Origin of the sequence: Janthinobacterium sp. GMG2 (assembly GCF_033949445.1) — a bacterium.
GTDB lineage: Bacteria > Pseudomonadota > Gammaproteobacteria > Burkholderiales > Burkholderiaceae_D > Janthinobacterium > Janthinobacterium aestuarii.
Genome location: NZ_JAXAWA010000004.1, coordinates 373,514 through 393,308 on the forward strand (window position 1 = coordinate 373,514; position 19,795 = coordinate 393,308).

The 19,795-nt window shown below is 58.6% G+C and carries 19 protein-coding genes, 1 other RNA gene and 1 pseudogene; 14 read left to right on the forward strand and 7 right to left on the reverse strand.

Translation table 11 applies throughout. The features are described 5' to 3' along the window. Nucleotides 1-95: 95 nt before the first annotated feature. From SKZ59_RS17460 to SKZ59_RS17485, 6 genes are all read left to right on the forward strand, one after another. Nucleotides 96-425, forward strand: a complete 330-nt coding sequence (locus SKZ59_RS17460; RefSeq protein ID WP_319992467.1) for an L-rhamnose mutarotase — start codon at nucleotides 96-98, stop codon at nucleotides 423-425. A 76-nt stretch (nucleotides 426-501) separates the two neighbouring features. Beyond that, nucleotides 502-1,257 (forward strand): SDR family oxidoreductase, encoded by a 756-nt coding sequence (locus tag SKZ59_RS17465; RefSeq protein WP_319992468.1) that lies wholly within the window; start codon nucleotides 502-504, stop codon nucleotides 1,255-1,257. 21 nt (nucleotides 1,258-1,278) lie between these two features. Next, a complete protein-coding gene (locus tag SKZ59_RS17470; RefSeq protein ID WP_319992469.1) occupies nucleotides 1,279-2,145 on the forward strand; it encodes a fumarylacetoacetate hydrolase family protein in 867 nt (288 codons plus the stop codon). Nucleotides 2,146-2,199: 54 nt separating this feature from the next. Further along, entirely contained in the window at nucleotides 2,200-3,738 is a 1,539-nt protein-coding gene (locus SKZ59_RS17475; RefSeq protein ID WP_413774569.1) for a sugar ABC transporter ATP-binding protein, read from the forward strand. A 20-nt stretch (nucleotides 3,739-3,758) separates the two neighbouring features. Next, nucleotides 3,759-4,733 carry an ABC transporter permease gene (locus tag SKZ59_RS17480; protein WP_070257549.1) on the forward strand — a complete coding sequence of 325 codons (975 nt, stop codon included), beginning with the start codon at nucleotides 3,759-3,761 and terminating at the stop codon, nucleotides 4,731-4,733. Nucleotides 4,734-4,805: 72 nt separating this feature from the next. Next, entirely contained in the window at nucleotides 4,806-5,741 is a 936-nt protein-coding gene (locus tag SKZ59_RS17485) for an ABC transporter substrate-binding protein (RefSeq protein WP_034760291.1), read from the forward strand. A gap of 15 nt (nucleotides 5,742-5,756) precedes the next feature. On the opposite strand, the gene SKZ59_RS17490 is transcribed toward SKZ59_RS17485, so the two are convergent. Beyond that, on the reverse strand, nucleotides 5,757-6,656 hold the full coding sequence (locus SKZ59_RS17490; protein WP_319992471.1) for a LysR family transcriptional regulator: 900 nt from the start codon (nucleotides 6,654-6,656) through the stop codon (nucleotides 5,757-5,759). 98 nt (nucleotides 6,657-6,754) lie between these two features. Between SKZ59_RS17490 and SKZ59_RS17495 the strand changes: the two genes are divergently transcribed. Continuing rightward, nucleotides 6,755-7,822: an SDR family oxidoreductase gene (locus SKZ59_RS17495; RefSeq protein ID WP_319992472.1), complete on the forward strand. Its 1,068-nt coding sequence runs from the start codon at nucleotides 6,755-6,757 to the stop codon at nucleotides 7,820-7,822. A 173-nt stretch (nucleotides 7,823-7,995) separates the two neighbouring features. On the opposite strand, the gene SKZ59_RS17500 is transcribed toward SKZ59_RS17495, so the two are convergent. The 3 genes from SKZ59_RS17500 to SKZ59_RS17510 form a co-directional block, all read right to left on the reverse strand. Continuing rightward, nucleotides 7,996-8,940: an SMP-30/gluconolactonase/LRE family protein gene (locus SKZ59_RS17500; RefSeq protein ID WP_319992473.1), complete on the reverse strand. Its 945-nt coding sequence runs from the start codon at nucleotides 8,938-8,940 to the stop codon at nucleotides 7,996-7,998. A 63-nt stretch (nucleotides 8,941-9,003) separates the two neighbouring features. Further along, entirely contained in the window at nucleotides 9,004-9,246 is a 243-nt protein-coding gene (locus SKZ59_RS17505) for a hypothetical protein (RefSeq protein ID WP_072454415.1), read from the reverse strand. A gap of 5 nt (nucleotides 9,247-9,251) precedes the next feature. After that, on the reverse strand, nucleotides 9,252-10,001 hold the full coding sequence (locus SKZ59_RS17510) for a hypothetical protein (RefSeq protein WP_034759643.1): 750 nt from the start codon (nucleotides 9,999-10,001) through the stop codon (nucleotides 9,252-9,254). A 274-nt stretch (nucleotides 10,002-10,275) separates the two neighbouring features. Between SKZ59_RS17510 and SKZ59_RS17515 the strand changes: the two genes are divergently transcribed. Next, a complete protein-coding gene (locus tag SKZ59_RS17515) occupies nucleotides 10,276-10,518 on the forward strand; it encodes a hypothetical protein (protein WP_070303981.1) in 243 nt (80 codons plus the stop codon). 47 nt (nucleotides 10,519-10,565) lie between these two features. Here the strand turns inward: SKZ59_RS17515 and SKZ59_RS17520 are convergent, their stop codons facing one another. Continuing rightward, entirely contained in the window at nucleotides 10,566-11,720 is a 1,155-nt protein-coding gene (locus SKZ59_RS17520; RefSeq protein WP_319992474.1) for a HAMP domain-containing sensor histidine kinase, read from the reverse strand. A gap of 330 nt (nucleotides 11,721-12,050) precedes the next feature. Between SKZ59_RS17520 and SKZ59_RS17525 the strand changes: the two genes are divergently transcribed. The 3 genes from SKZ59_RS17525 to SKZ59_RS17535 all read left to right on the forward strand — a co-directional run bounded on the left by SKZ59_RS17525 (nucleotide 12,051) and on the right by SKZ59_RS17535 (nucleotide 15,081). After that, nucleotides 12,051-13,655: a sensor domain-containing diguanylate cyclase gene (locus tag SKZ59_RS17525; RefSeq protein WP_319992475.1), complete on the forward strand. Its 1,605-nt coding sequence runs from the start codon at nucleotides 12,051-12,053 to the stop codon at nucleotides 13,653-13,655. A 134-nt stretch (nucleotides 13,656-13,789) separates the two neighbouring features. Next, nucleotides 13,790-14,629 (forward strand): hypothetical protein, encoded by an 840-nt coding sequence (locus SKZ59_RS17530; protein WP_319992476.1) that lies wholly within the window; start codon nucleotides 13,790-13,792, stop codon nucleotides 14,627-14,629. Between the two features lie 2 nt (nucleotides 14,630-14,631). After that, entirely contained in the window at nucleotides 14,632-15,081 is a 450-nt protein-coding gene (locus SKZ59_RS17535; RefSeq protein ID WP_319992477.1) for a GTP pyrophosphokinase, read from the forward strand. A gap of 43 nt (nucleotides 15,082-15,124) precedes the next feature. On the opposite strand, the gene SKZ59_RS17540 is transcribed toward SKZ59_RS17535, so the two are convergent. Next, nucleotides 15,125-15,544 carry a hypothetical protein gene (locus SKZ59_RS17540; protein WP_319992478.1) on the reverse strand — a complete coding sequence of 140 codons (420 nt, stop codon included), beginning with the start codon at nucleotides 15,542-15,544 and terminating at the stop codon, nucleotides 15,125-15,127. A 225-nt stretch (nucleotides 15,545-15,769) separates the two neighbouring features. On the opposite strand from SKZ59_RS17540, the pseudogene SKZ59_RS17545 reads away from it, so the two are divergent. From SKZ59_RS17545 to SKZ59_RS17555, 3 genes and pseudogenes are all read left to right on the forward strand, one after another. Further along, nucleotides 15,770-16,360: pseudogene (locus SKZ59_RS17545) on the forward strand (phage portal protein); the annotation flags it as partial. 159 nt (nucleotides 16,361-16,519) lie between these two features. Then, entirely contained in the window at nucleotides 16,520-17,371 is an 852-nt protein-coding gene (locus tag SKZ59_RS17550; protein WP_219329245.1) for a hypothetical protein, read from the forward strand. 525 nt (nucleotides 17,372-17,896) lie between these two features. Next, nucleotides 17,897-18,922 (forward strand): hypothetical protein, encoded by a 1,026-nt coding sequence (locus tag SKZ59_RS17555; RefSeq protein WP_319992479.1) that lies wholly within the window; start codon nucleotides 17,897-17,899, stop codon nucleotides 18,920-18,922. Between the two features lie 495 nt (nucleotides 18,923-19,417). On the opposite strand, the gene ssrA is transcribed toward SKZ59_RS17555, so the two are convergent. Next, nucleotides 19,418-19,778: a transfer-messenger RNA gene (gene ssrA / locus SKZ59_RS17560) on the reverse strand. Between the last annotated feature and the right edge of the window lie 17 nt (nucleotides 19,779-19,795).

The window sequence follows — 19,795 nt, forward strand, 5'->3', positions numbered from 1 at the left end:
CGGGCGTGTCGGCTTACGCCGTTCCGGCTAAGCCGACCTACGGTCATCGTCAACGGTATTGGCAGGTTGGCGTAAGCCAGCAAAAAGGAGCCGCAATGCAAAGAATGGGCATGGTCATCGGCATCGCGCCGGAGCGCATCGCTGAATACAAAACCCTGCACGCCGCCGTCTGGCCGCAGGTGCTGGCCAGACTGGCTGCCGCGCATGTCGGCAATTATTCGATCTTCCTGCGCGAGCCGGAAAACCTGCTGTTCGGCTACTGGGAATACCACGGCGAGGATTTTGAGGCCGACATGGCGGCGATCGCCGCCGACCCGGAAACGCAGCGCTGGTGGACCTTTTGCGCACCGTGCCAAGAGCCGCTGGCTTCGCGTGCCGAGGGCGAACACTGGGCGATGATGGAGCAGGTATTTCACGTCAGTTAGCAAAAATCCGGGGTCAGACCCGCCGGGTCTGACCCCAGCCGTTAAGGTGTTGGGTTAAAAAATAAAAGGAGACAACATGACCGTCAGACTACAAGGAAAAATCGCCCTGCTCACCGCCGCCGGCCAAGGCATCGGCCGCGCCACGGCCGAAGCGTTCGTGCGCGAAGGCGCCACCGTGATCGCCACCGATATCAACCAGGCCCAGCTCGACGCGCTGAAGGAAGCAACGGGTTGCGCCATCCGCCGGCTCGACGTGACCGATGGCGCGGCGATCACCGCGCTGGCCGACGAGATCGGCCCCGTCGATATCCTGTTCAACTGCGCCGGCTTCGTCGACGGCGGCACCATCCTCGACTGCGACGATGCGGCCTGGGACCGTTCCTTCGACATCAACGCGCGCTCCATGTACCGGCTGATGCGCGCCGTGCTGCCCGGCATGCTGGCCAGGGGCGCCGGCTCCATCGTCAATATGTCGTCCGTGGCGTCGAGCGTGAAGGGCGCGCCGAACCGCTTTATCTATGGCACCTCGAAGGCGGCCGTGGTGGGCATGACGAAATCGGTAGCGGCGGACTTCGTCACGCGCGGCATCCGCTGCAATGCGATCTGTCCCGGCACCATCGAGTCGCCGTCGCTGAAGGAACGCATTGCGGCGCAGGCGGCAGCGACGGGCGTGAGCATCGATGAAGTGCAGGCGGCGTTTGTCGCCCGCCAGCCGATGGGTCGAGTGGGCAGGGCAGAAGAAATCGCCGCGCTGGCCGTGTATCTGGCTTCCGATGAATCCGCTTTTACCACCGGTATGACTCATGTCATCGATGGTGGTTGGTCCAATTAATTACAACAACGAGAGACACACATGAAACTGATGCGATATGGCGCCAAGGGCGCTGAAAAACCTGCACTGATCGATGCCGATGGCGTCGTGCGCGACCTGTCCGGCGTGCTGTCCGATATCACGGGCGCGACCCTGGGCAAGGATGGCCTGGCGACCCTGGCCGCCCTCGATATCGCCAGCCTGCCGGTGGTGGCGAATCCTGGCCGCATCGCGCCGCCGTGGAAGGGCGTGGGCAAGTTTTTGTGCGTGGGCCTGAACTATGCCGACCATGCGGCCGAATCAGGCATGGCCGTGCCGGCTGAGCCGGTGCTGTTCATGAAAGCCACCAGCGCCATCATCGGCGCCAACGATGCCGTGGTGATGCCGCAGGACTCGAAGAAAAGCGACTGGGAAGTGGAACTGGGCGTGGTGATCGGCACCACCGCGCGCTATGTGAGCGAAGCCGATGCGCTGTCGCACGTGGCCGGCTACTGCGTGGTGAACGATTTGTCCGAACGCGAGTACCAATTGGAGCGCGGCGGCCAGTGGGACAAGGGCAAGGGCTGCGATACCTTCGGCCCGATCGGCCCCTGGCTGGTCACAAGCGACGAAGTGGCGAACCCGCAAAACCTGGGTCTGTGGCTGGAAGTGAACGGCAAGCGCGTCCAGGATGGCAATACCAGAACGATGGTCTTCGGCGTGGCCAATCTGGTCAGCTACATCAGCCGCTTCATGACCTTGTACCCGGGCGACATCATCAGCACCGGCACGCCGCCGGGCGTGGGCATGGGGCAGAAGCCGTCGGCCGTGTACCTGAAGCCGGGCGACACCATGCGCCTGGGGATCAGCGGTCTCGGTGAACAGAGCCAGACCGTGCATGCGTGGAATCCGGAACTGATCGACAGTTAAACGAGTAGCAGACCGGCGTGCCGCCAAGATGCTCAGACATCGGCGCGCCGGCCTATGGCAGTGGAGTGGAGGAGACACACCATGAATCAATCCGAAGAGATACTGGCCCTGAACAAGGTCAGCAAGCGCTTTCCCGGCGTGCTGGCGTTGGACAACGTCAGTTTCAGCCTGCGCAAGGGCGAAGCCCACGCGCTGTGCGGCGAAAACGGCGCCGGCAAATCCACCCTGATGAAGGTGATGAGCGGCGTGTACCAGGCCGACGAGGGAGAACTGGTCTACAAGGGCAAGGTGTGCAGTTTTTCCTGCAGCGTGGACGCGGAGGCCGCCGGCATCGCCATCATCCACCAGGAACTGAACCTGATCCCGCACCTGAGTGTGGCCGAGAATATTTTTCTGGCGCGTGAACCGGTGCGCGGCATCTTCATCGACCGCAAGAAGATGCGTGCCGATGCGCAGGCGCTGCTGGACCGGTTGAAGCTGCGCATCGACCCGCGCCAGCTGGTGAAAAACCTGTCCTGTGCGCAGCAGCAGATGGTGGAAATCGCCAAGGCGCTGTCGCTCAATACGGAAGTGCTGATCATGGACGAGCCCACATCGTCGCTGACGGAAAGCGAGACGGGCCAGCTGTTCGACATCATCAATGAACTCAAGCGCAATGGCGTGAGCGTGGTCTACATTTCGCACCGCCTGGAAGAGATGCAGCACATCATCGACAGGGTGACGGTGCTGCGCGACGGTAAATTCGTCTGCACCGACGATTTTGCCGCCACCACCCTGGACGCCATCGTGGCGAAGATGGTGGGCCGCACCCTCGATGAAAAATTTCCCGACCGCGTCTCGGCGCCGACGGCTGAAGTGCTGCTGCGCGTGACCGATTTGCACCGCAAGGATGTCTTCGGCCCGCTGAGTTTTGATTTGCGGCGCGGCGAGATCCTCGGCTTTTCCGGCCTGATGGGGGCAGGGCGCACGGAAGTGGCGCGCGCCATCTTCGGCGCCGATCCGCTCACCAGCGGCGCCATCCACCTGGGCGACGTGGCGGTCACTATCGACAGTCCCATCGACGCCATCGGCCACGGCATCGCCTACCTGTCGGAAGACCGCAAGAGCCACGGCCTGGCGATCCGCATGTCGGTGGCGGCCAATCTCACCTTGACGAATGTGTCGGGGCTGGCGAACCGTTTCGGCTTCATCGACTTTGCGAAAGAAGAGGCGGTGGCCAAGCAGTACATCGCGGCGCTGGGCATCAAGACGCCGACCTCGAAACAGATCGCGCGCAATCTCTCGGGCGGCAACCAGCAAAAGATCGTCATCAGCAAATGGCTGTACCGCGAATCGAAAATCATCTTCTTCGACGAACCCACGCGCGGCATCGACGTGGGCGCCAAGTTCGCCATCTACCAGCTGCTCGACAAGCTCGCGTCGGAGGGCATCGGCGTGGTGCTGATCACGTCCGAGCTGCCCGAGATCATGGGTATGACGGACCGGGTGGCCGTGTTCCATGAAGGGCGCATCAGCGGCATCGTCAACACGCGCGAGTCGTCGCAGGAAGAGATCATGCATCTCGCATCGGGCCGCCAGGCAGCAATGCATTAACATCAGAAAGCCACAAGAAAATGAACAAAGAACTGATCCAAAAATTCGCCGCGCTGGGCAGCCTGTCGCTGTTGCTGCTCGTGTTTTCGCTGACCAGCAACGCCTTTTTCTCCGTCAGCAACGGCATGAGCGTGGCCTTGCAAGTGACGTCGATCGCCTACCTGGGCATTGCCGCCACCTGCGTCATCATCACGGGCGGCATCGACTTGAGTTCCGGCTCCGTGCTGGCGCTGGCCGGCGTGGCCGCCGCGCTGCTGGTGAAAAGCGGCGTGCCCGTGCCGGTCGCCATGCTGGGCGGCGTCGTGGTGGGCGCCATGTGCGGCGCCGTCAACGGCTTTTGCATCACGCAACTGAAGCTGCCTCCTTTCATCGCCACCCTGGGCATGATGCTGATCGCGCGCGGCCTGGCGCTGCAGGTGACGGGTGCGCGCGCCATTTCCGGCCTGGGGGACTCGTTCGGCGAACTCGGTAACGGCGTGCTGTGGCGCATCGAGCGCGACACGGGCGGCACCTTTCCCGAAGTCGTCTTTCCCGGCATTCCGTATCCGGTGGTGCTGATGGTGGTGATCGCCGTGGCCGTCTCCATCATGCTCAGCCGCACCACCTTTGGCCGGCATATCTATGCCGTCGGCTCGAATGCGGAAGCGGCGCGCCTGTCCGGCGTGAAGGTGGGCCGCGTGACCCTGCTCGTGTACACCCTGTCCGGCGCCTTGTCCGGCCTGACGGGTTGCGTCCTGATGTCGCGCCTGGTGACGGCGCAGCCGAACGAGGGCGTGATGTACGAACTCGATGCGATCGCCAGCGCCGTGATCGGCGGCGCCTCGCTGATCGGCGGCATCGGCACCATTTCCGGCACCGTCATCGGTTCCTTCGTCATCGGCATCCTGCGCAACGGCTTGAACATGAACGGGGTATCGAGCTTTATCCAGCAAATCATTATTGGACTGGTCATCTTGCTGACCGTCTGGATCGATCAGAAGCGCAACCGCGCCTGAAGCAGCAGCTGAAAGTAGTCACACCCATAAATCTATAATTAAATGAGGACGACAATGAAAACCATCAAAGCCATGTCTCTCGGTCTGTTGACCGCAGCATTCGCCCTGAGCTCCAGCGCTGCCTTCGCCGCGCCGGGCGAGATCGCCGTGATCGTCAAGACGACCAATTCCAACTACTGGCAAAACGTGAAAAAGGGCGCCACGGCCAGCGCGGCAGACGCCAAGGGCTACAGCCTGACCTTCCAGGGACCGGCCTCGGAATCGGCGATCGCCGATCAGGTCAGCATGGTGGAAAACGCCGTCACGCGCAAGGTGGCCGGCATCGTGCTGGCCGCGTCGGATCCGGACGCGCTGGTGCCGGCCCTGAAGAAGGCGTGGGAAGCGAAGATTCCCGTCGTGCTGATCGATTCGCTGGTGGCCGACAGCGGCAAGCGCTATTACCAGTCCTTCCTGTCGACCGACAATGAAGCGGCCGGCGAGCAAAGCGCCAAGGCTCTCATTTCGCAGGTCGGCAAGACGGGCAAGATCGCCGTGATGTCGTACGTGGCGGGCGCCGGTTCCGAGACGGGCAGGGTGGGCGGCTTCAAGCGCTATATCGAAAAGAATTCGCAGCTGCAGATCGTCGGCACGTACTACTCGCAGTCGCAAATGGCCACGGCGCTGAACCAGACGACCGACGTGCTGGCCTCGAACCCTGACTTGAAGGGTATCTTTGGCGCCAATGAGCCGACGGCCGTGGGCATGGGCCGCGCCATCGCGCAGGCGGGCAAGGCCGGCAAGGTGATCGCCGTGGGCTTCGACGGAAATGAAGACCTGAAAAACTTCGTCAAGGACGGCACCCTGTATGCGACCGCCGTGCAGGGTTCGTACTCGATGGGCGCGCTGGGCGTGAAAACCCTCGTCAGCCTGATCGAAGGCAAGAAGGTCGCACCGTTCGTCAACACGGGCGTGGTGATCGTCACCAAGGCCAATGTGGACCTGCCGGAAGCGAAGAACGTTTTGTATTGAGTTCCATATTGCGTATCAGCTGATCGTCAGGCGCTGCTTCAATTCATTGAGCAGCGTGCCGGTCTTGGTGGTCAGCTGGCGCGCCAGCGGCCACGCGAGGGACAGCGGCAAGCCTGGCGTGGCGCAGGCCGGCAGTACTTCGACGATGGCGCCGCTGGCCAGGTGCTCGTGCACGAGCCAGGTCGCCTGCTGCGCGATGCCCAGGCCGGCCAGCACGGCGGCCGTCTGCGCCTCGGCGTCCCCCACCGTCAGGCGCGGACTGACCGTCCGCCGTTCCACCCCGTCCTTGCCGGAAAACAGCCACGGCGCCGCCGTGCCGTCGCCGCGGCCGTAGGCGATGCAATCGTGGCCATCGAGATCCGCGATGGCGAGCGGCGTGCCGCGCCGCGCCAGATAGGCGGGCGCCGCGCAAAAGATCAGGCGCTCTTCGCCCAAGGGCATCTGCCCCAGCGTTGGTGGCCAGCTGCCCGGTGCGCCGATGCGCACGGCGATATCGATGCGCTCTTCGAACAGGTCGGCAAAGCGGTCGCTGAAGCTGATGGACGGCTGCAGCTGCGGATATTTTTCGCACAGATCAATCAGCGCCGGCATCACGCGCATGCGGCCATATGACGCGGGCACGCCGATGCGCACCTTGCCAGCCAGTTCCCCATCCTGCTCGGCCAGCACGTTTTCCGCCTCGACCAGTTCCTGCAGCACGCGCTTGCAAGTGGCGTAATAGGCATGCCCCGCGCTGCTCAACTGCAAACGCCGCGTGCTGCGCTCGAACAAGATCACGCCCAGGCGCGCTTCCAGGCGCGCCACGCTCTTGCTCACGGCCGAGCTGCTCAGGTGCAGTCTCTCGGCCGCCCTGGTGAAACTGCCGGCATCGGCGGTGGCAAGAAAAGGTGCGATGCCTTTCAAGTGTTCGGACATGATTGCAGAATATTTTTCATGAATAAGGTGAAATACTATCGCGGATAAGAATTTCTGTCCGTTATATCATGGCTTTTTACACAGGCATGGGAGCATTCATGAATAAGCACGCATTGATTATCGGCGCCAGCGGCGTTATCGGCAGCAATCTGGCTACGCACTTGCTGGCGCAGGGCTGGCAGGTGACGGGCGTCTCGCGCGGCCGCACGCCAGTCCCCGCCGGTTGCGCATGCCTGCCGCTCGATGCCACGGATGGCGCGGCGGTCAGCGCCGCCCTGGCGGGCCTGGACGCCAGCCACGTCTTTTTCACGGCCTGGGCACGCCAGGCCAACGAGCAGGAAAACATCCGCGTCAATGGCGCCATGGTCGCCAATGTGCTGGCTGCGCTGGGACCCGCCGGCCACTTGCGCCATGCGGCGCTGGTCACTGGCCTCAAGCACTACCTGGGACCGTTTGACGCCTATGGCAAGGGCAGCGTGCCCGTCACGCCGTTCCGCGAAGAGCAGGGCCGGCAAGCGGTCGAGAATTTTTACTATGAGCAGGAAGACCGGCTGTTCGACGCGGCCGCGCGGTACGGTTTTACGTGGAGCGTGCACCGCCCGCACACCATCATCGGCTACGCGCTGGGCAATGCCATGAACATGGGCTTGACCCTGGCCGTGTATGCGAATCTGTGCAAGGCCGGCGGCCAGCCCTTCGTCTTTCCCGGTTCGCCTGCGCAATGGCATGGCCTCTCCGACATGACGGACGCGGGCCAGATCGCGCGCCACCTGGCGTGGGCGGCCGACAGTCCCGCCGCGCGCAACGAAGACTTCAATATCGTCAATGGCGACGTGTTCCGCTGGAAGTGGCTGTGGCCGCGCCTGGCCGCTTATTTCGGCGTCGAGGCAGCCGATCTGCCGGAGGTTATGGCGCCGCTGGCCGACCGCATGCAGGACGCCCCCGCGCAGTGGCGCGCCATCGCCGAGCAGCACGGCCTGGTGGAGGCTGATGTCAGCCGCCTTGCTTCCTGGTGGCATACGGATGCCGACCTGGGGCGGCCGATGGAAGTGATGACGGACATGGGCAAAAGCCGCAAGGCGGGGTTCCTCGATTACAAGGATACCCAGGATGCCTTCTTCAATCTGTTCGACAAGCTGAAGGCGGAGCGCGTCATTCCGCGCTGACCTGGTTGCGGCCAACCATGTCGTCGGCTTACGCCGTTCCGGCTAAGCCGACCTACCGGGCTGAAGGCGGAGCGCGTCACTCCCCGCTGACCTGATTGCGGCCAACCATGTCGTACCGGGCCGTCGTGGTAGTGCGTAGGTCGGCTTAGCGCGCAAGCGCGTAAGCCGACATGCTATTCGGGCTTGCGCCGTTCTTGCGCCCGCTGCCACTCCAGCCCCGGACGGTCGACGCGGAACTGCAGCAGCCGTCCCTGCACCACTTCCGTCACATACGCCGTGCGCCCATCGGGGCCGCCGAAGGTGATGTTGCTGGGCTTGGTGCCTGGCACGCTGATTTCGCGCAGGATGCGTCCCTGAGGCGACAATTTGACCACCGTGCCCTTGCCGTAGCGCGTCACGTACAGGTTGCCGTCGACGTCCACGCGCATGCCGTCCATGCCGAAATCGTCGAACTTGATCAGCAGGCGCTTGCCGCTCAGGCTGCCATCAGCGGCGATGTCGTACATCCAGATATTGCGCTGCACGCTTTCATTTACATACAAGATCTTGCCGTCGGGGCTGACCTCGATGCCGTTGGCCGTGCCCATGGTGTCGAGCGCCAGGGTCACCGTGCCGTCCTGCGCGATGCGCCACACGCGGCCCGTGTTTTCCTTCCAGTTCGGGTCGCTCGCATACAGCACGTCGTCGGCCGTGATGGCGATGTCGTTCGGCTGCGTCATGCGCGGTTCGCGCGCGTGGATGGTGAGCGCGCGCGTGGCCGGGTCGACCAGGTAGATCGTGTGTTCCATGTAGTCGGCCAAGTACATCTGGCCCCGGCTGCCGAAGCGGATGCCGTTGGCGATGCTGGTGCCGGGCAGGGTCAGGTACACCTCGCCAGTGCCGCCGGGGCTGACCTTGCCGATGGTTTGCTGGCGCGCAAAGTTGACGGCATAGATATTGCCATCCGCATCCACGGCCGGGCCTTCGATGCCCTTGGTAAAGGAATGCGCGGGAGTCAACGTGGTGGCGAGGAACAGCGCCTCGTGCGCGGGCGGGCTGGCGCAGGCGGACAGGTTGGCCAGCGCGGCGGCCAGCACGGCCGTGCGCAGCGACGGCAGGGCGTATCGGGTATGGGACATCAGTGTTCTCTGTGTGGCAAAGGTGGCGTATGTTACCCGACGTGCGCCAGCCGGGGCGCCTGGCTAGGCGGCCACGACGACCAGGTCGGGGAAGTCGTCTTGCCAGCCGTCCCACTCGTCTTGCAGGTGGGCATGCATGCCGGCGCGTTCCTGCGCCTGATCAAAGGTGTCCGCGCTAGCCAGCAGAAAATGGGCGATGGCGCGCAGGGTGGCCGGGTCGGCGTGGATGGTCACGTCGGAGCAGCGTTTGGGACGTTCTGCGGCCTCGTCTTGCAGATAGCAGTGCAGCGATAAATGTGTACTCATGGGTGTCAGTTGTTGATATAGGCGCCCAGCATGGTGTGTGCGTTCAGTGCGGCGCGGGCCGCTTCCAATTCCCCTGGCTGCAGGTACCAGAAGATCCAGTCGGCATGCTCTTCGCAGCGGCCATACGCCTGCATTGCGTCGCGCAGGGCTTGTCGGCGCTCGGGCGGCAGCGCATCCAGTCGGGCTTGCGTAAAACCATTGATGGGATATACATCGCGCAGGTGCGAGTCTTGCAGTCCGCGCCGCTTGATGGCGGCCCAGTTATTTGCGGGGCAAGGAATGCCAAAGGTCATCGGATGGGCCTCGTCGAGCTGCCGGTAGCCGAGTGCGTAGCCGGTGCCATAGCCCTGCGTTTCAGCGTAGCAGTACATATACTCGCAATGCTCGAACAGACCGGGTATGGCCCGCGCAGCGTCGAACAACGGCGCCAGCGCAAGCTTGCTGGCGCGTATGGCCAGCACGAACAACGAGCCCGATGAATACACGACAAGCGCGTCGCAGTTGGTGGTCTCGTCGGCTTCGTCGGGCGGCACGATGCGCGGTGAAAACAGCTCGATGCTGTCGGTCTCTGGCGCAAACAGCATCTTCTCGTAATTTCGCTGTGAGAATTTGACTACCTTGCCGCGCTTGTTGCCATAGCGCTCGACGGGTTCGCCGATGTGTGCGAACCAGGCAAACAGCTGCGCGCTTGCCGCGGCGGCGATGAAGGGGCTATCTTTCTTGAATTCGCCTACCAGGAAGTGATATTGATCCATGTGTCGTCAGAGTAAATGGGCAACGCGCATGATGCCATGCGCGGCCCCCCTGTGCCTAGCGCGCACGCGAGGAATGGTGCTGGCCATGGATGCATGGTGGCGGTGCCGCGCGGGCGAGGTGGAAAAAGATGCGCGACAGGACAGCGCAATGGCCGGGTTGAGGCGTATGATGGAAATACGGATGTGGTTGCCGCAAGGCAGTGCGACCGGCGCCGGCCGTACCTCTTGCAGGTTTTTTTCGTGGTTTTGGCAGTAGTGACAACGAGGAGACATCATGGACAAACCCGAATTCATCCTGGCCGCCAAGGCCATGGAAACGCTGGAGATGTATCAAACGTTTTACGGCCACTCCAGCGAGTACCAGGCGCACCAGCAGGAAGTGCTGAAACTGCTGCGCCACAAGGGCGCCTCCCTGCTCGTGTCCGAGCATGGCCCGGCGAAATTTCTGCTGGCCTTTGCCGATGCGCTGGAAGCGGCCAGCTTGCCGGGGGAATATGTGCCGCTCAGCCGCAGGTAGGGCGAGCCTGTCCCGGCAGGGGATGCAGATATCTGCCGGGATAGTCCCTAGCCGCCGTTCCCTCTGTCGTTCAGCGATACCCTGGGCAGGCGCACGGTAAATATCGTGCCGCTTTCCAGGCTGGACTCGGCGCCGATGGTGCCGCCGTGCGCGCTGGCGATCTCACGCGCGATAAACAGACCCAGGCCGATACTGGTGGCATTGGGCGCCTTCTGATCGTCGGAACTGGCCAGCTGAACCAGCGGATCGAAAATGCTCTTCAGCGACGCTTCCGGGATCTGGCGGCCGAAATTCTTCACTTGCACCACGGTCGTATCGGCATCGCCGAAAGCCGTGATGGTCACCGGCTGGTCGTCGGTGCGGTATTGCGCGGCATTGTTGAGCAAATTGGAAAAAAGCTGGGACAGGCGGGCCGCATCGAAGTCGCCAATCATTTCGCCCGTGGTGCTCAGTTCAAACTTGCATTGCGGGTGAGCGGCCGATGCATCCTCGACGGCCGTCTTGCAGATTTCCCCCAGGTCGCCCAAGGCGGGTGAAATGGGCATGTGTCCCCCCAGCTGCGTCCTGGCGAACTCCAGCAGATCGTTCACCATGGTTGTCATGGTGGCCGCGCTGCGGGCGACCCGCGCACCGATCTGCACCGTGGAAGCGGAGGTCGCGCTTGGCCTGCTCAGCAGCGCACCGGCCATCGTCATCGTGCTCAGCGGACTGCGCAGATCGTGGCTGAGGATGGCGAGAAAGGTATTGCGGGTGCGGTCGCTCTGCTGCGAGTAGCGTATGGCTGATTCCTGCAGCGCCTGGTCTATCGCTTCATTGAAGCGCAAGATGTCGTCCGTTGCCGTTTTCGATGTTACCGGCACCTGTGCCATCCACAGGCGCAGCACGCTGGCCCGCATCGCGCGAAATTCCGCCGTCAGCTGCGGCAGCGTGAAGCCGATCTGCTGGCGCAGCGAGCCATGCGTGGCGGCTGCCGTTTCCTTGCCCGTTATTTCCGATACGCCCGTGGTCGATTTCTTTTTTCGCTGCGCCGCGTTCTCGATGACGTCCATGTCGCGCACGATGGTTTGCAGCATCTGCTTGGCATGATCGCGCAATTCCACTTTCGAGATGGCGGCTCCCGGAATGGGCAGCGACCTGGCGAAGAGTTCCCACTCTTCCAGGATCGGCTCCAGATGGCCGGTAATAAAGCGCGATAGTTTCACGGAGGACCAATGCGTTGATGGAAGAGGAGCCAGTGTACGCTGTTGAGGCGGGGATGGGGGATTGCTTCCCTGTGCCGGGTGTTATCTACGTGTGACCCGGCGCCATGGCGTCACACATGTCCTTGCCAACGGCCCCTTGACCATGAAAGAAATCTTGCGTTCATGCTGTGCAGGTGGCTGGAATTAGGGTATCGCAAACAATGGCAAGCATGAATCGGATTCATCGATGCCATGGTAGTGACTTTTTTATATCGTGTTTGTGACGATGTGTGAGTATGTTGCCGCCTATTTGGTGCACACTTTGCCGGATATAAATCCGGGAGTGCCGCCATGGCCAGGTCACGCAGCTTGCCGCCACGATTGCTGGGAGCTGGCTTTCGTGGCTTTTCCTTGCTGCCGCTGGCCATCTCATTTGTCGTGCTGGTGTGCCTGTCGCTGCTGGCGATCCAGCTATGGATGACCTTGCGCGCACGCGAAGTGCAACTCGATGAAGCGGGGCGCGAAAGCGCCAACCTGGCGCAAGCTGTTGCCCAGCATGCCTATGACACCATCAAGGAAGCCGATACGGTGCTGGTCGGATTGGTGGAGCGGGTGGAAACAGACGGTGTTTCCGATCCTGAACTGGCCCGTATGCACAAGTTGCTGGTGAACCGTGTCGCCGAGCTGCGCCAGCTGCACGGCATCTTCATTTATGCCAGCGATGGCAGCTGGCTCGTGAATTCTCAGAAAACGCTGTTGAGCAATCTGAATAATGCCGACCGGGATTACTTCAACTACCATCGAACGCATGCTGATCGGGGGCCGTATGTCGGCCCTCCCGTGCGCAGCAAATCGACGGGCGACTGGATAGTCACCGTGTCGCGGCGTATCAATATGCCTGACGGCAGCTTCGGCGGCGTGGCGCTGGCGACCATCGACATGAATTATTTCAGGCTGTTTTATGAACGCTTTTCGATAGGTGAAAAAGGCGCCATTTTCATTGCGAATGGACAGGGCATTCTTTTATTGAGACGGCCGTTCGACGAAAGTTTGCTGGGACGCGATCTGTCGCAATTTCCCGTATTTCATGATTATTTGCCCAAAGGTCCTGTCGGGACGGCCGTGATCCGGTCGCGAGTCGATGGTGTGACGCGTATCAATAGCTATCGAAGAGTCGAGGAATACCCGCTGGTGGTCTCCGCCGCGCTGTCGCAGGATGAAGTGCTCGCTGCGTGGCGGCTCGATACGGTGATGCAAAACGCGGTGGGCGGCGTGCTGGTACTGCTGATTGCCTTCATCGGATACCGCGTGGTGCGGCAGATCGATTTGCGGGTCAAGAGCGAGGCGGGACTGGTCGAGGCGCGCAATGAACTGGAAATGATCAATGAAACCCTGGCCCGCCTTGCCAGCCAGGATGGATTGACGGGGCTGGCGAACCGGCGCCACTTCGACCAGTCGCTGCTTGCCGAGTTCAGCCGTGCGCAGCGTGAAGACAGCTCACTTGGGCTGGTGTTGATCGATGTCGATTTCTTCAAGCAATACAACGATATCTATGGCCATGTGGCTGGCGACGAGTGCCTGAGAAAAATCGGCAAAGTGGTCGGCTACAGCATGCGCAGGCCGGGCGACCTTGCGGCGCGCTACGGTGGCGAGGAAATGGTCGTTCTATTGCCAGGTACGGAGTTGCCGGGCGCATTGGCGGTGGCGGAAGGCGTCCGCCAGGCCGTGCAATCGCTGGGAATCGAGCATAGCGGCAATGCCCTCGGCGTGGTGACGGCCAGCGTCGGCGTGGCGGCATTTATGCCGAAGCACCTTGAAAACCAGGCGGTCGAGCTGGTTGAACTGGCTGACACTGCACTGTACAAGGCCAAGGCATTGGGGAGAAATCAGGTCTGTTATGAATCTTCTAGCGAAATTGCCGCAGAACAGGCCGCGACTGCTTTTGCGTTTCGATAGCCATTGTTGATGGCGCATGCGCCGGGGCGGCGTTGCGCTGCGTCCTCGGTGGCGCGTGCGCCAGCCTTGTCCATGTACAATCGGCAACATCCGGATCGACGTATCCGCCCCTTCACTGCGGAGTACGCACTAGCGTGACACCAACATTGCAAACCTGGCTGCGGGCCTGGCGGGAAGCCTTCACGTGCGTCGGCCTGGGCCTGCGCGATGCGCGTCATGCGGGGCTGTGGTGGCGTTCCGCGCTGTGGTGCATGGCGGTCGTGGCGCTGTGGCTGGGACTGTATAGCTACTTCGGCCGTTTTTTTGTCGAGCTGAGCGCCATGCTGGCGCTGGTGTCCGTCACCGGCTTGCTGGGCCTGGGTGTGATGGATGGCGTCGGGGCGCTGGCCAACGGGCCTGCCACGGTGTCGCAGATGGGCAATATCGCTGGCGGCCTGGGCAGCGCTGTCAAGGCCATGCTGTCGATCGGCCAGATCGCCCTGGCATTGCTGGCGCTGGCTGCTTTTTTCTATGTCATGGTCTTTATCGTCGGCGCCATCGGCACGGCGCGCCTGCCGCTGCGCTGGCTGTTGCTGGAGCGCGCCAAGGTGGTGGTGGCGCGGCGCTATGTCGCGTGGGCGCCCCCGGCCGGCCTGGATGCATCCGCCGCGCGCCCCGTCTGGCGGCATCGCCTGTTGCTGCTGCTTTCCCTGCTGATTCCCGTGTGGGCCATGTGCGTGCTGATTTCGTACTTGCTGGCCTGGAACGTCCAGATGGTCTACGGCGCGGTGGCTGAAGAGGTGCTCGGCGCAGAACAGCAAGCGGCCTTGCGCCGCGCACAGCGTCCGGCGATTTTCGCCCTGGGACTGCTGTTGTGCTTGCTGATGCTCGTCCCGGTTCTTAATTTACTGCTGCCAGCCTTGCTGTGCACCAGCGTTTGCCATTTGCAGCGCCGCGGCTGGCGCGCAACGGGAACGTCAATCAACGTGGAGTGAAGATGACTGAAAACGCACGACGCGGCACCCTTGAGCGCGCGATTGAAATCGCCGCCGCCACCCATGCCGGCCAGACGGACAAGGGCGGCGCGCCGTACATCCTCCACCCCTTGCGCGTCATGCTGCGCGTCGCCCCCGGCGCCCAGCAGATAGTCGCCGTGCTGCATGACGTGGTGGAAGACAGCGACGGCAACGTCACCTTCGACGACCTGGCGCGTGAAGGATTTTCCCAAGAAGTCATCGACGGCGTGCGCGCCGTGACCAAGATCGAAGGCGAGTCGTATGAGGCGTTCATCGCCCGCGCGGCCTTGAACCCGGTGGGCAAGGCCGTCAAGCTGGCTGATCTGGCTGAGAATAGCGATTTGTCGAGGATAGATAGGCCGACGCAGAAGGATTTGGAACGGGTGGAGAAGTATCGGAGGGCGATTCAGCAACTTATGTCGCAGCAATGATTCTTGAGTGCCGAGATCGTATCCGGGTGATCTGCCCCCGGGGTCACCGGGTACGACCCAGAGCCTTGCGGATAGCCTGCTCGACGGGGCGGTCTATCAGCGCCAGGACGATGAACACGATAGAGGTAACAATCAGTCCCTCCAGTAAAGCAGGATCCGGGAAAAGTTGCTGATTGGCGATGGCAACGGGCACTGTCGCACGCTTCCAGAGAAGGAGCAGCAGGGCTGCGCCGGCGGCGAGCAGCATGGCCGGCCGGCGATGATGCAAGCGGGCGATTTGCCCCATCAGCAGCAGTGCGATACCCCACGCAAAAGGATAGAATCCGTGGTCGAACAAGATCATGCGCTCGTCATAGTATGCGCCGGTGTACCAGGCAAAATGGGAGAGGCCGAAAAGACCATAAGCGACGAGGGCCACAGCTAGCACGAGGAAACTGGAGGAAAGCAGGCGAGCAATTTTCATGGTTGGGTTTTCTTTGCCAATGCTTCGAGATCGCGCTCGGCCAGGTGGCGTTTTTGCTTGGTTACTTGGATGATCTTGCCTTTGGTGGATGTGGTTCGCTGGCTGCGTCTGTGATTCTGTTTTTCTCGCCGTCGCCATGACTTGTCGATGCGCCCCTGCGTATGATTTCACCGGGCATGAAAGTGTAAGTTTTTAGAATTGGTAAATGTAGCATATTTATTAATTCTATTGACGTCCACCCTGATTCCCAGCAGATACCTGTCGTTCGACGTCTTCAAACGCAAGGCCTTGGACTTCCTGACATTTGGTAGTGCATACATGGAAGACCTGTCCAGCCGCAGCGGCAAGGCGTTGAAGTTTGAGCATGCGCTGAGCAAGCACATGCGACGCGGCGTCGATCTGGATACTTATTATGTCGTGAACGGCTACTAGGTCGCGCACCAGTTCGACAAGGGCCGCGTGTTCTACCTGATGGAACCGGACGTGAACCAGGAGCTGTACGGCGTGCCGCAGTACCTGAGCGCGCTGCAATCGGCCTGGCTCAACGAGGCGGCCACCCTGTTCCGCCGCAAGTATTACAAGAACGGTTCGCACGCCGGTTTCGTCTTTTACATGACAGACGCGGCCGCCAACACCCAGGACGTGGACAACCTGCGCCAGGCCATGCGCGACAGTAAGGGGCCGGGCAACTTTCGCAACCTGTTCATGTACGCGCCGAACGGCAAGAAGGACGACATCTAGATTTTTCCCGTGTCGGACGTAGCCGCGAAAGACGAGTTTTTCAACATCAAGAGCGTCACGCGCGACGACCAGTTGGGACATTCTGACGACGTAATCTATCGTAATACTCGTTTATGCAGTATACAAATTACGTTGTAGCTGATTATTTGATTCCTTGGTTACTCAGAGCTTTAACTGAGTCGGAACTTGGGGTAGGCTATAGGTAATATATTTTTTAACTTATTGGGTGCTGAGATGAACGATGCGGTCACATGTACGAATAGAAATATTCCACTTCCTATTCAGCGAGAGGTACGCCAAAGGTGCGGTTTTGGATGCGTGATCTGTGGAATGCCACTTTATGAGTATGAGCATATGATGGAGTGGGCAGAAGTTAAACGACATGTGGCAGATGAAATAACCTTGCTTTGTGATCAGCATCATAGGGAGAAGACTGGGGGACTCCTTCCACGTGAGGTTGTGGAGAAGGCTAATAGAAATCCATTTAATTTGCGTGAAGGTGTAAAAAAACCCTACGACTTACACTTTCAAGGAGATGAAGCAGAAATAGTTATTGGTGGAAATAGATTTACCTGTAAGGATCAAGGGTATGGAACCGTCATGATACCTGTAAGCGTTGATGGTATCCCTTTGGTAGGTTTTGTACTTACTGATGGACATTTGCTTCTCAATATGGTGGTTTTTAATGAATTTAATGTTCCAGTAATGCACATTAAAAATAACCAATTGTTTCAGTCAGCTATTCCATGGGATATTCAGCTTGTTGGAACGTGCCTTACGATAAGAGAAGGAAAGGGGGATATATTGATTGAAATTATATTCAATCCCCCAAATAAAATAACTATAAATCGAGGTAGATTTTTAAAGAATGGCGTTGAGATTCTGGTTCGGCCAACTAATATTTTAATTGTAAATAATGCATCATTTATATCAAATTGCAGCGCTCATAATTGTTCGGGTGGTCTGATTGTTGGGTATCATGAAAATAGAATTGGTGGGTTTATGGCAATTGAAGGTGTTTCTCGCCTTAACAGGAATTTAGAGGCGGCACTTGCGTTTGAGAAGGAATGTCTTGCAAGAAGGTAGAAATTTAGGAGCGAGATTCACGTCCTCTATTTGTACACGGCCTGAGCCACTGATGTTGTCGTTATGAAAAATCGCCTGCGGCGCAAAACCTAGTCAGAAGAATCGGAGAGGGTTGCGCTTGCAAGCGCAACCCGGTTTTGCGACGCCGAGCTGCGCTCGCCGAAGACCCCGCAAAACCCCCGCGCCCGTACCGGACGCGGATGCGATGCCCGCGCTCTGTATGCATGGAATAAATAAAAAGGGCCTCCCTGCCAAAACGGGGAAGCCCTTTTTATTTATTCAGTGGTGGAGACAGCGGGAATCGAACCTACCGTAAACTTAGATTTTTTAGGTGTCTTGAAGGTTTTGCTGGCAAAATACGTACAATCAACCCGTAACGGCAGCTTTAGTTTATTGTTAATAATAAAATATTCGGCTAGTTCAGCCGAATTGGCGAACCAAAATAAGTGGACGGCTTGCTAATTTTAGTAGTAATTCTTTCACCTAATTTGAAATCGGTAAGCTGGAAATCGAGAGAGTGTAAATATGAGAGTAATAAAAGGTGAACGTGACATGGTTCATCATGGCGAGTCAAAATCTGGAATTGTGATGCATGACTTTCTCTGTCATTTGGATGAAACTTTTAACGCATCAAGTCATGATTTATTTTTGGATTTTTTCAAAAAAAACAAAGGCATATCAAAATGGATGATATTTAGTGACTACGCACTAAACGACAGAAATAAACCGAATGACGCAATTACCTTTTCCATTTTTCCTTACACGTCTAAGTTCACAGAGCTCAGTAAGCTGATTGATAAAATTTCTTTCAAGGATATAAAGAGCCTTAAAAAAGTAAATCTCGAATTCTTGCGATTCATCAACGAAAGCGAGATTTTGAATATATCCATAATAATGGATAAAAATATGAAGCTTGATCCTTTTAACGAGCGCGAGCTGTTAAAGACTTGCTATAGGACAGCCCTTAATCAAATAAGTTTCTGGATAAGCAATGAAGGCGAAAAAGAAAACTACATACGATTACAAAAGGCTTATAAAACTCTACTTCGCGAAGTGTCTAAGCCAGGGGCGAACTTAAGAAATATAAGAAACATTGAAATTGTATCTAATCTCATTGCTTATATAGCATTTCAGGTTTGTAAATCGGTAAATGTTGATATTATTGGTTGGTTTTCTGATAGGGACAGCATTTTAAACCATAAAAAAGCAAAATTTCCCCTGCCGGCAATATTTGATTTGGCCAATAATTTATTTCACAATCTAATGTTGTCAGAAAATAGTGGTTACACGGAAAGGTTCGTTTTTGGGGTGCCCGAAGAAACCGGTAAGATGTGGTATGACTCCTTCAATAGAGTGCCTGACTTAATATCTGCAACGCTTGCGGATTATGATTACAAAAATAATTTCAGCAGCCACGATAAGTTTGTTCCCGTAATCGAGAGTGTACTTACCAATCGAAATAAATGCTTAATATATAAAATATATGCATTTAGTGATGGTTTTCAAGCTGGATATTTGTCTTTATCTCGGGGGAGTGGGGATTGTCAATAGGTTAACCGGGCTCAATAAGTCGAGCCGGTTATTTTCAAAGTTTTTCTGCCAAGAGCTCCCGCTTTTCCATTTTTTCGACAGACCGCTTTTGGACGTTTCCTGCCTATCAGTCAGGATAGGTAATGTTGCACGACAGCCAGCAGATAAACTTTATCCTTAACGGCCGAACACTATTTCCGCTTTTGATCCGGCCGCTTGATCTGCATCCGGCATCCAAGGGGGGGGCGAGGGTCAGGTCCGTCATTCGTACACGGCTTGATCAGATGATGTTGCATATAGGAAAACCGCCTGCGGCGCAAAAGCTGGTCAGAGGAATAGGAGAGGGTTGCGCTTGCAAGCGCAACCCGGTTTTGCGGCGCCGAGCTGCGCTCGCCGAAGTCCCGCAAAACCCCCGCGTCCGTACCGGACGCGGATGCGACGCCCGCGTTCTGCATGCATGGAATAAATAAAAAGGGCCTCCCCGCCAAAACGGGGAAGCCCTTTTTATTTATTCGGTGGTGGAGACGGCGGGAATCGAACCCGCGTCCGCAAGCACTCTACAGACAGTTCTACATACTTAGCACTATCATTTAATTTAACTCAGCCAGCACGGATGTGCACGTTATGGGCAAGCGAGTTACCTATTATTTAGTCGGACGCTAAGTAACCCAGCATACGACGAGTCCCTGTAAATGACTCTAGAGCTTTTGACGGCCCACCCCAGGGACGAGGTGTTCTAGAGCTAACAGCGATTAAGCTGCCAGTGCGTACGAGTTATCGTTTGCAGTTAAGTTTTTTCAGGTTGTATTTACGAGGTAGCCCGCCCTCGGTATGCCCTGCGCTGCTTTGCAACCCACGTCGAAACCAGGTCGTCCCCACAGAACCTTCATTGTA

Excerpts from the sequence above, each read along its gene's own strand:
- SKZ59_RS17460 (WP_319992467.1), top strand. The coding sequence starts at position 96 with ATGCAAAGAATGGGCATGGTCATCGGCATCGCGCCGGAGCGCATCGCT.
- SKZ59_RS17465 (WP_319992468.1), top strand. The coding sequence starts at position 502 with ATGACCGTCAGACTACAAGGAAAAATCGCCCTGCTCACCGCCGCCGGC.
- SKZ59_RS17470 (WP_319992469.1), top strand. The coding sequence starts at position 1,279 with ATGAAACTGATGCGATATGGCGCCAAGGGCGCTGAAAAACCTGCACTG.
- SKZ59_RS17475 (WP_413774569.1), top strand. The coding sequence starts at position 2,200 with ATGGCAGTGGAGTGGAGGAGACACACCATGAATCAATCCGAAGAGATA.
- SKZ59_RS17480 (WP_070257549.1), top strand. The coding sequence starts at position 3,759 with ATGAACAAAGAACTGATCCAAAAATTCGCCGCGCTGGGCAGCCTGTCG.
- SKZ59_RS17485 (WP_034760291.1), top strand. The coding sequence starts at position 4,806 with ATGTCTCTCGGTCTGTTGACCGCAGCATTCGCCCTGAGCTCCAGCGCT.
- SKZ59_RS17490 (WP_319992471.1), bottom strand. The coding sequence starts at position 6,656 with ATGTCCGAACACTTGAAAGGCATCGCACCTTTTCTTGCCACCGCCGAT.
- SKZ59_RS17495 (WP_319992472.1), top strand. The coding sequence starts at position 6,755 with ATGAATAAGCACGCATTGATTATCGGCGCCAGCGGCGTTATCGGCAGC.
- SKZ59_RS17500 (WP_319992473.1), bottom strand. The coding sequence starts at position 8,940 with ATGTCCCATACCCGATACGCCCTGCCGTCGCTGCGCACGGCCGTGCTG.
- SKZ59_RS17505 (WP_072454415.1), bottom strand. The coding sequence starts at position 9,246 with ATGAGTACACATTTATCGCTGCACTGCTATCTGCAAGACGAGGCCGCA.
- SKZ59_RS17510 (WP_034759643.1), bottom strand. The coding sequence starts at position 10,001 with ATGGATCAATATCACTTCCTGGTAGGCGAATTCAAGAAAGATAGCCCC.
- SKZ59_RS17515 (WP_070303981.1), top strand. The coding sequence starts at position 10,276 with ATGGACAAACCCGAATTCATCCTGGCCGCCAAGGCCATGGAAACGCTG.
- SKZ59_RS17525 (WP_319992475.1), top strand. The coding sequence starts at position 12,051 with ATGGCCAGGTCACGCAGCTTGCCGCCACGATTGCTGGGAGCTGGCTTT.
- SKZ59_RS17535 (WP_319992477.1), top strand. The coding sequence starts at position 14,632 with ATGACTGAAAACGCACGACGCGGCACCCTTGAGCGCGCGATTGAAATC.
- SKZ59_RS17540 (WP_319992478.1), bottom strand. The coding sequence starts at position 15,544 with ATGAAAATTGCTCGCCTGCTTTCCTCCAGTTTCCTCGTGCTAGCTGTG.
- SKZ59_RS17550 (WP_219329245.1), top strand. The coding sequence starts at position 16,520 with ATGAACGATGCGGTCACATGTACGAATAGAAATATTCCACTTCCTATT.
- SKZ59_RS17555 (WP_319992479.1), top strand. The coding sequence starts at position 17,897 with ATGAGAGTAATAAAAGGTGAACGTGACATGGTTCATCATGGCGAGTCA.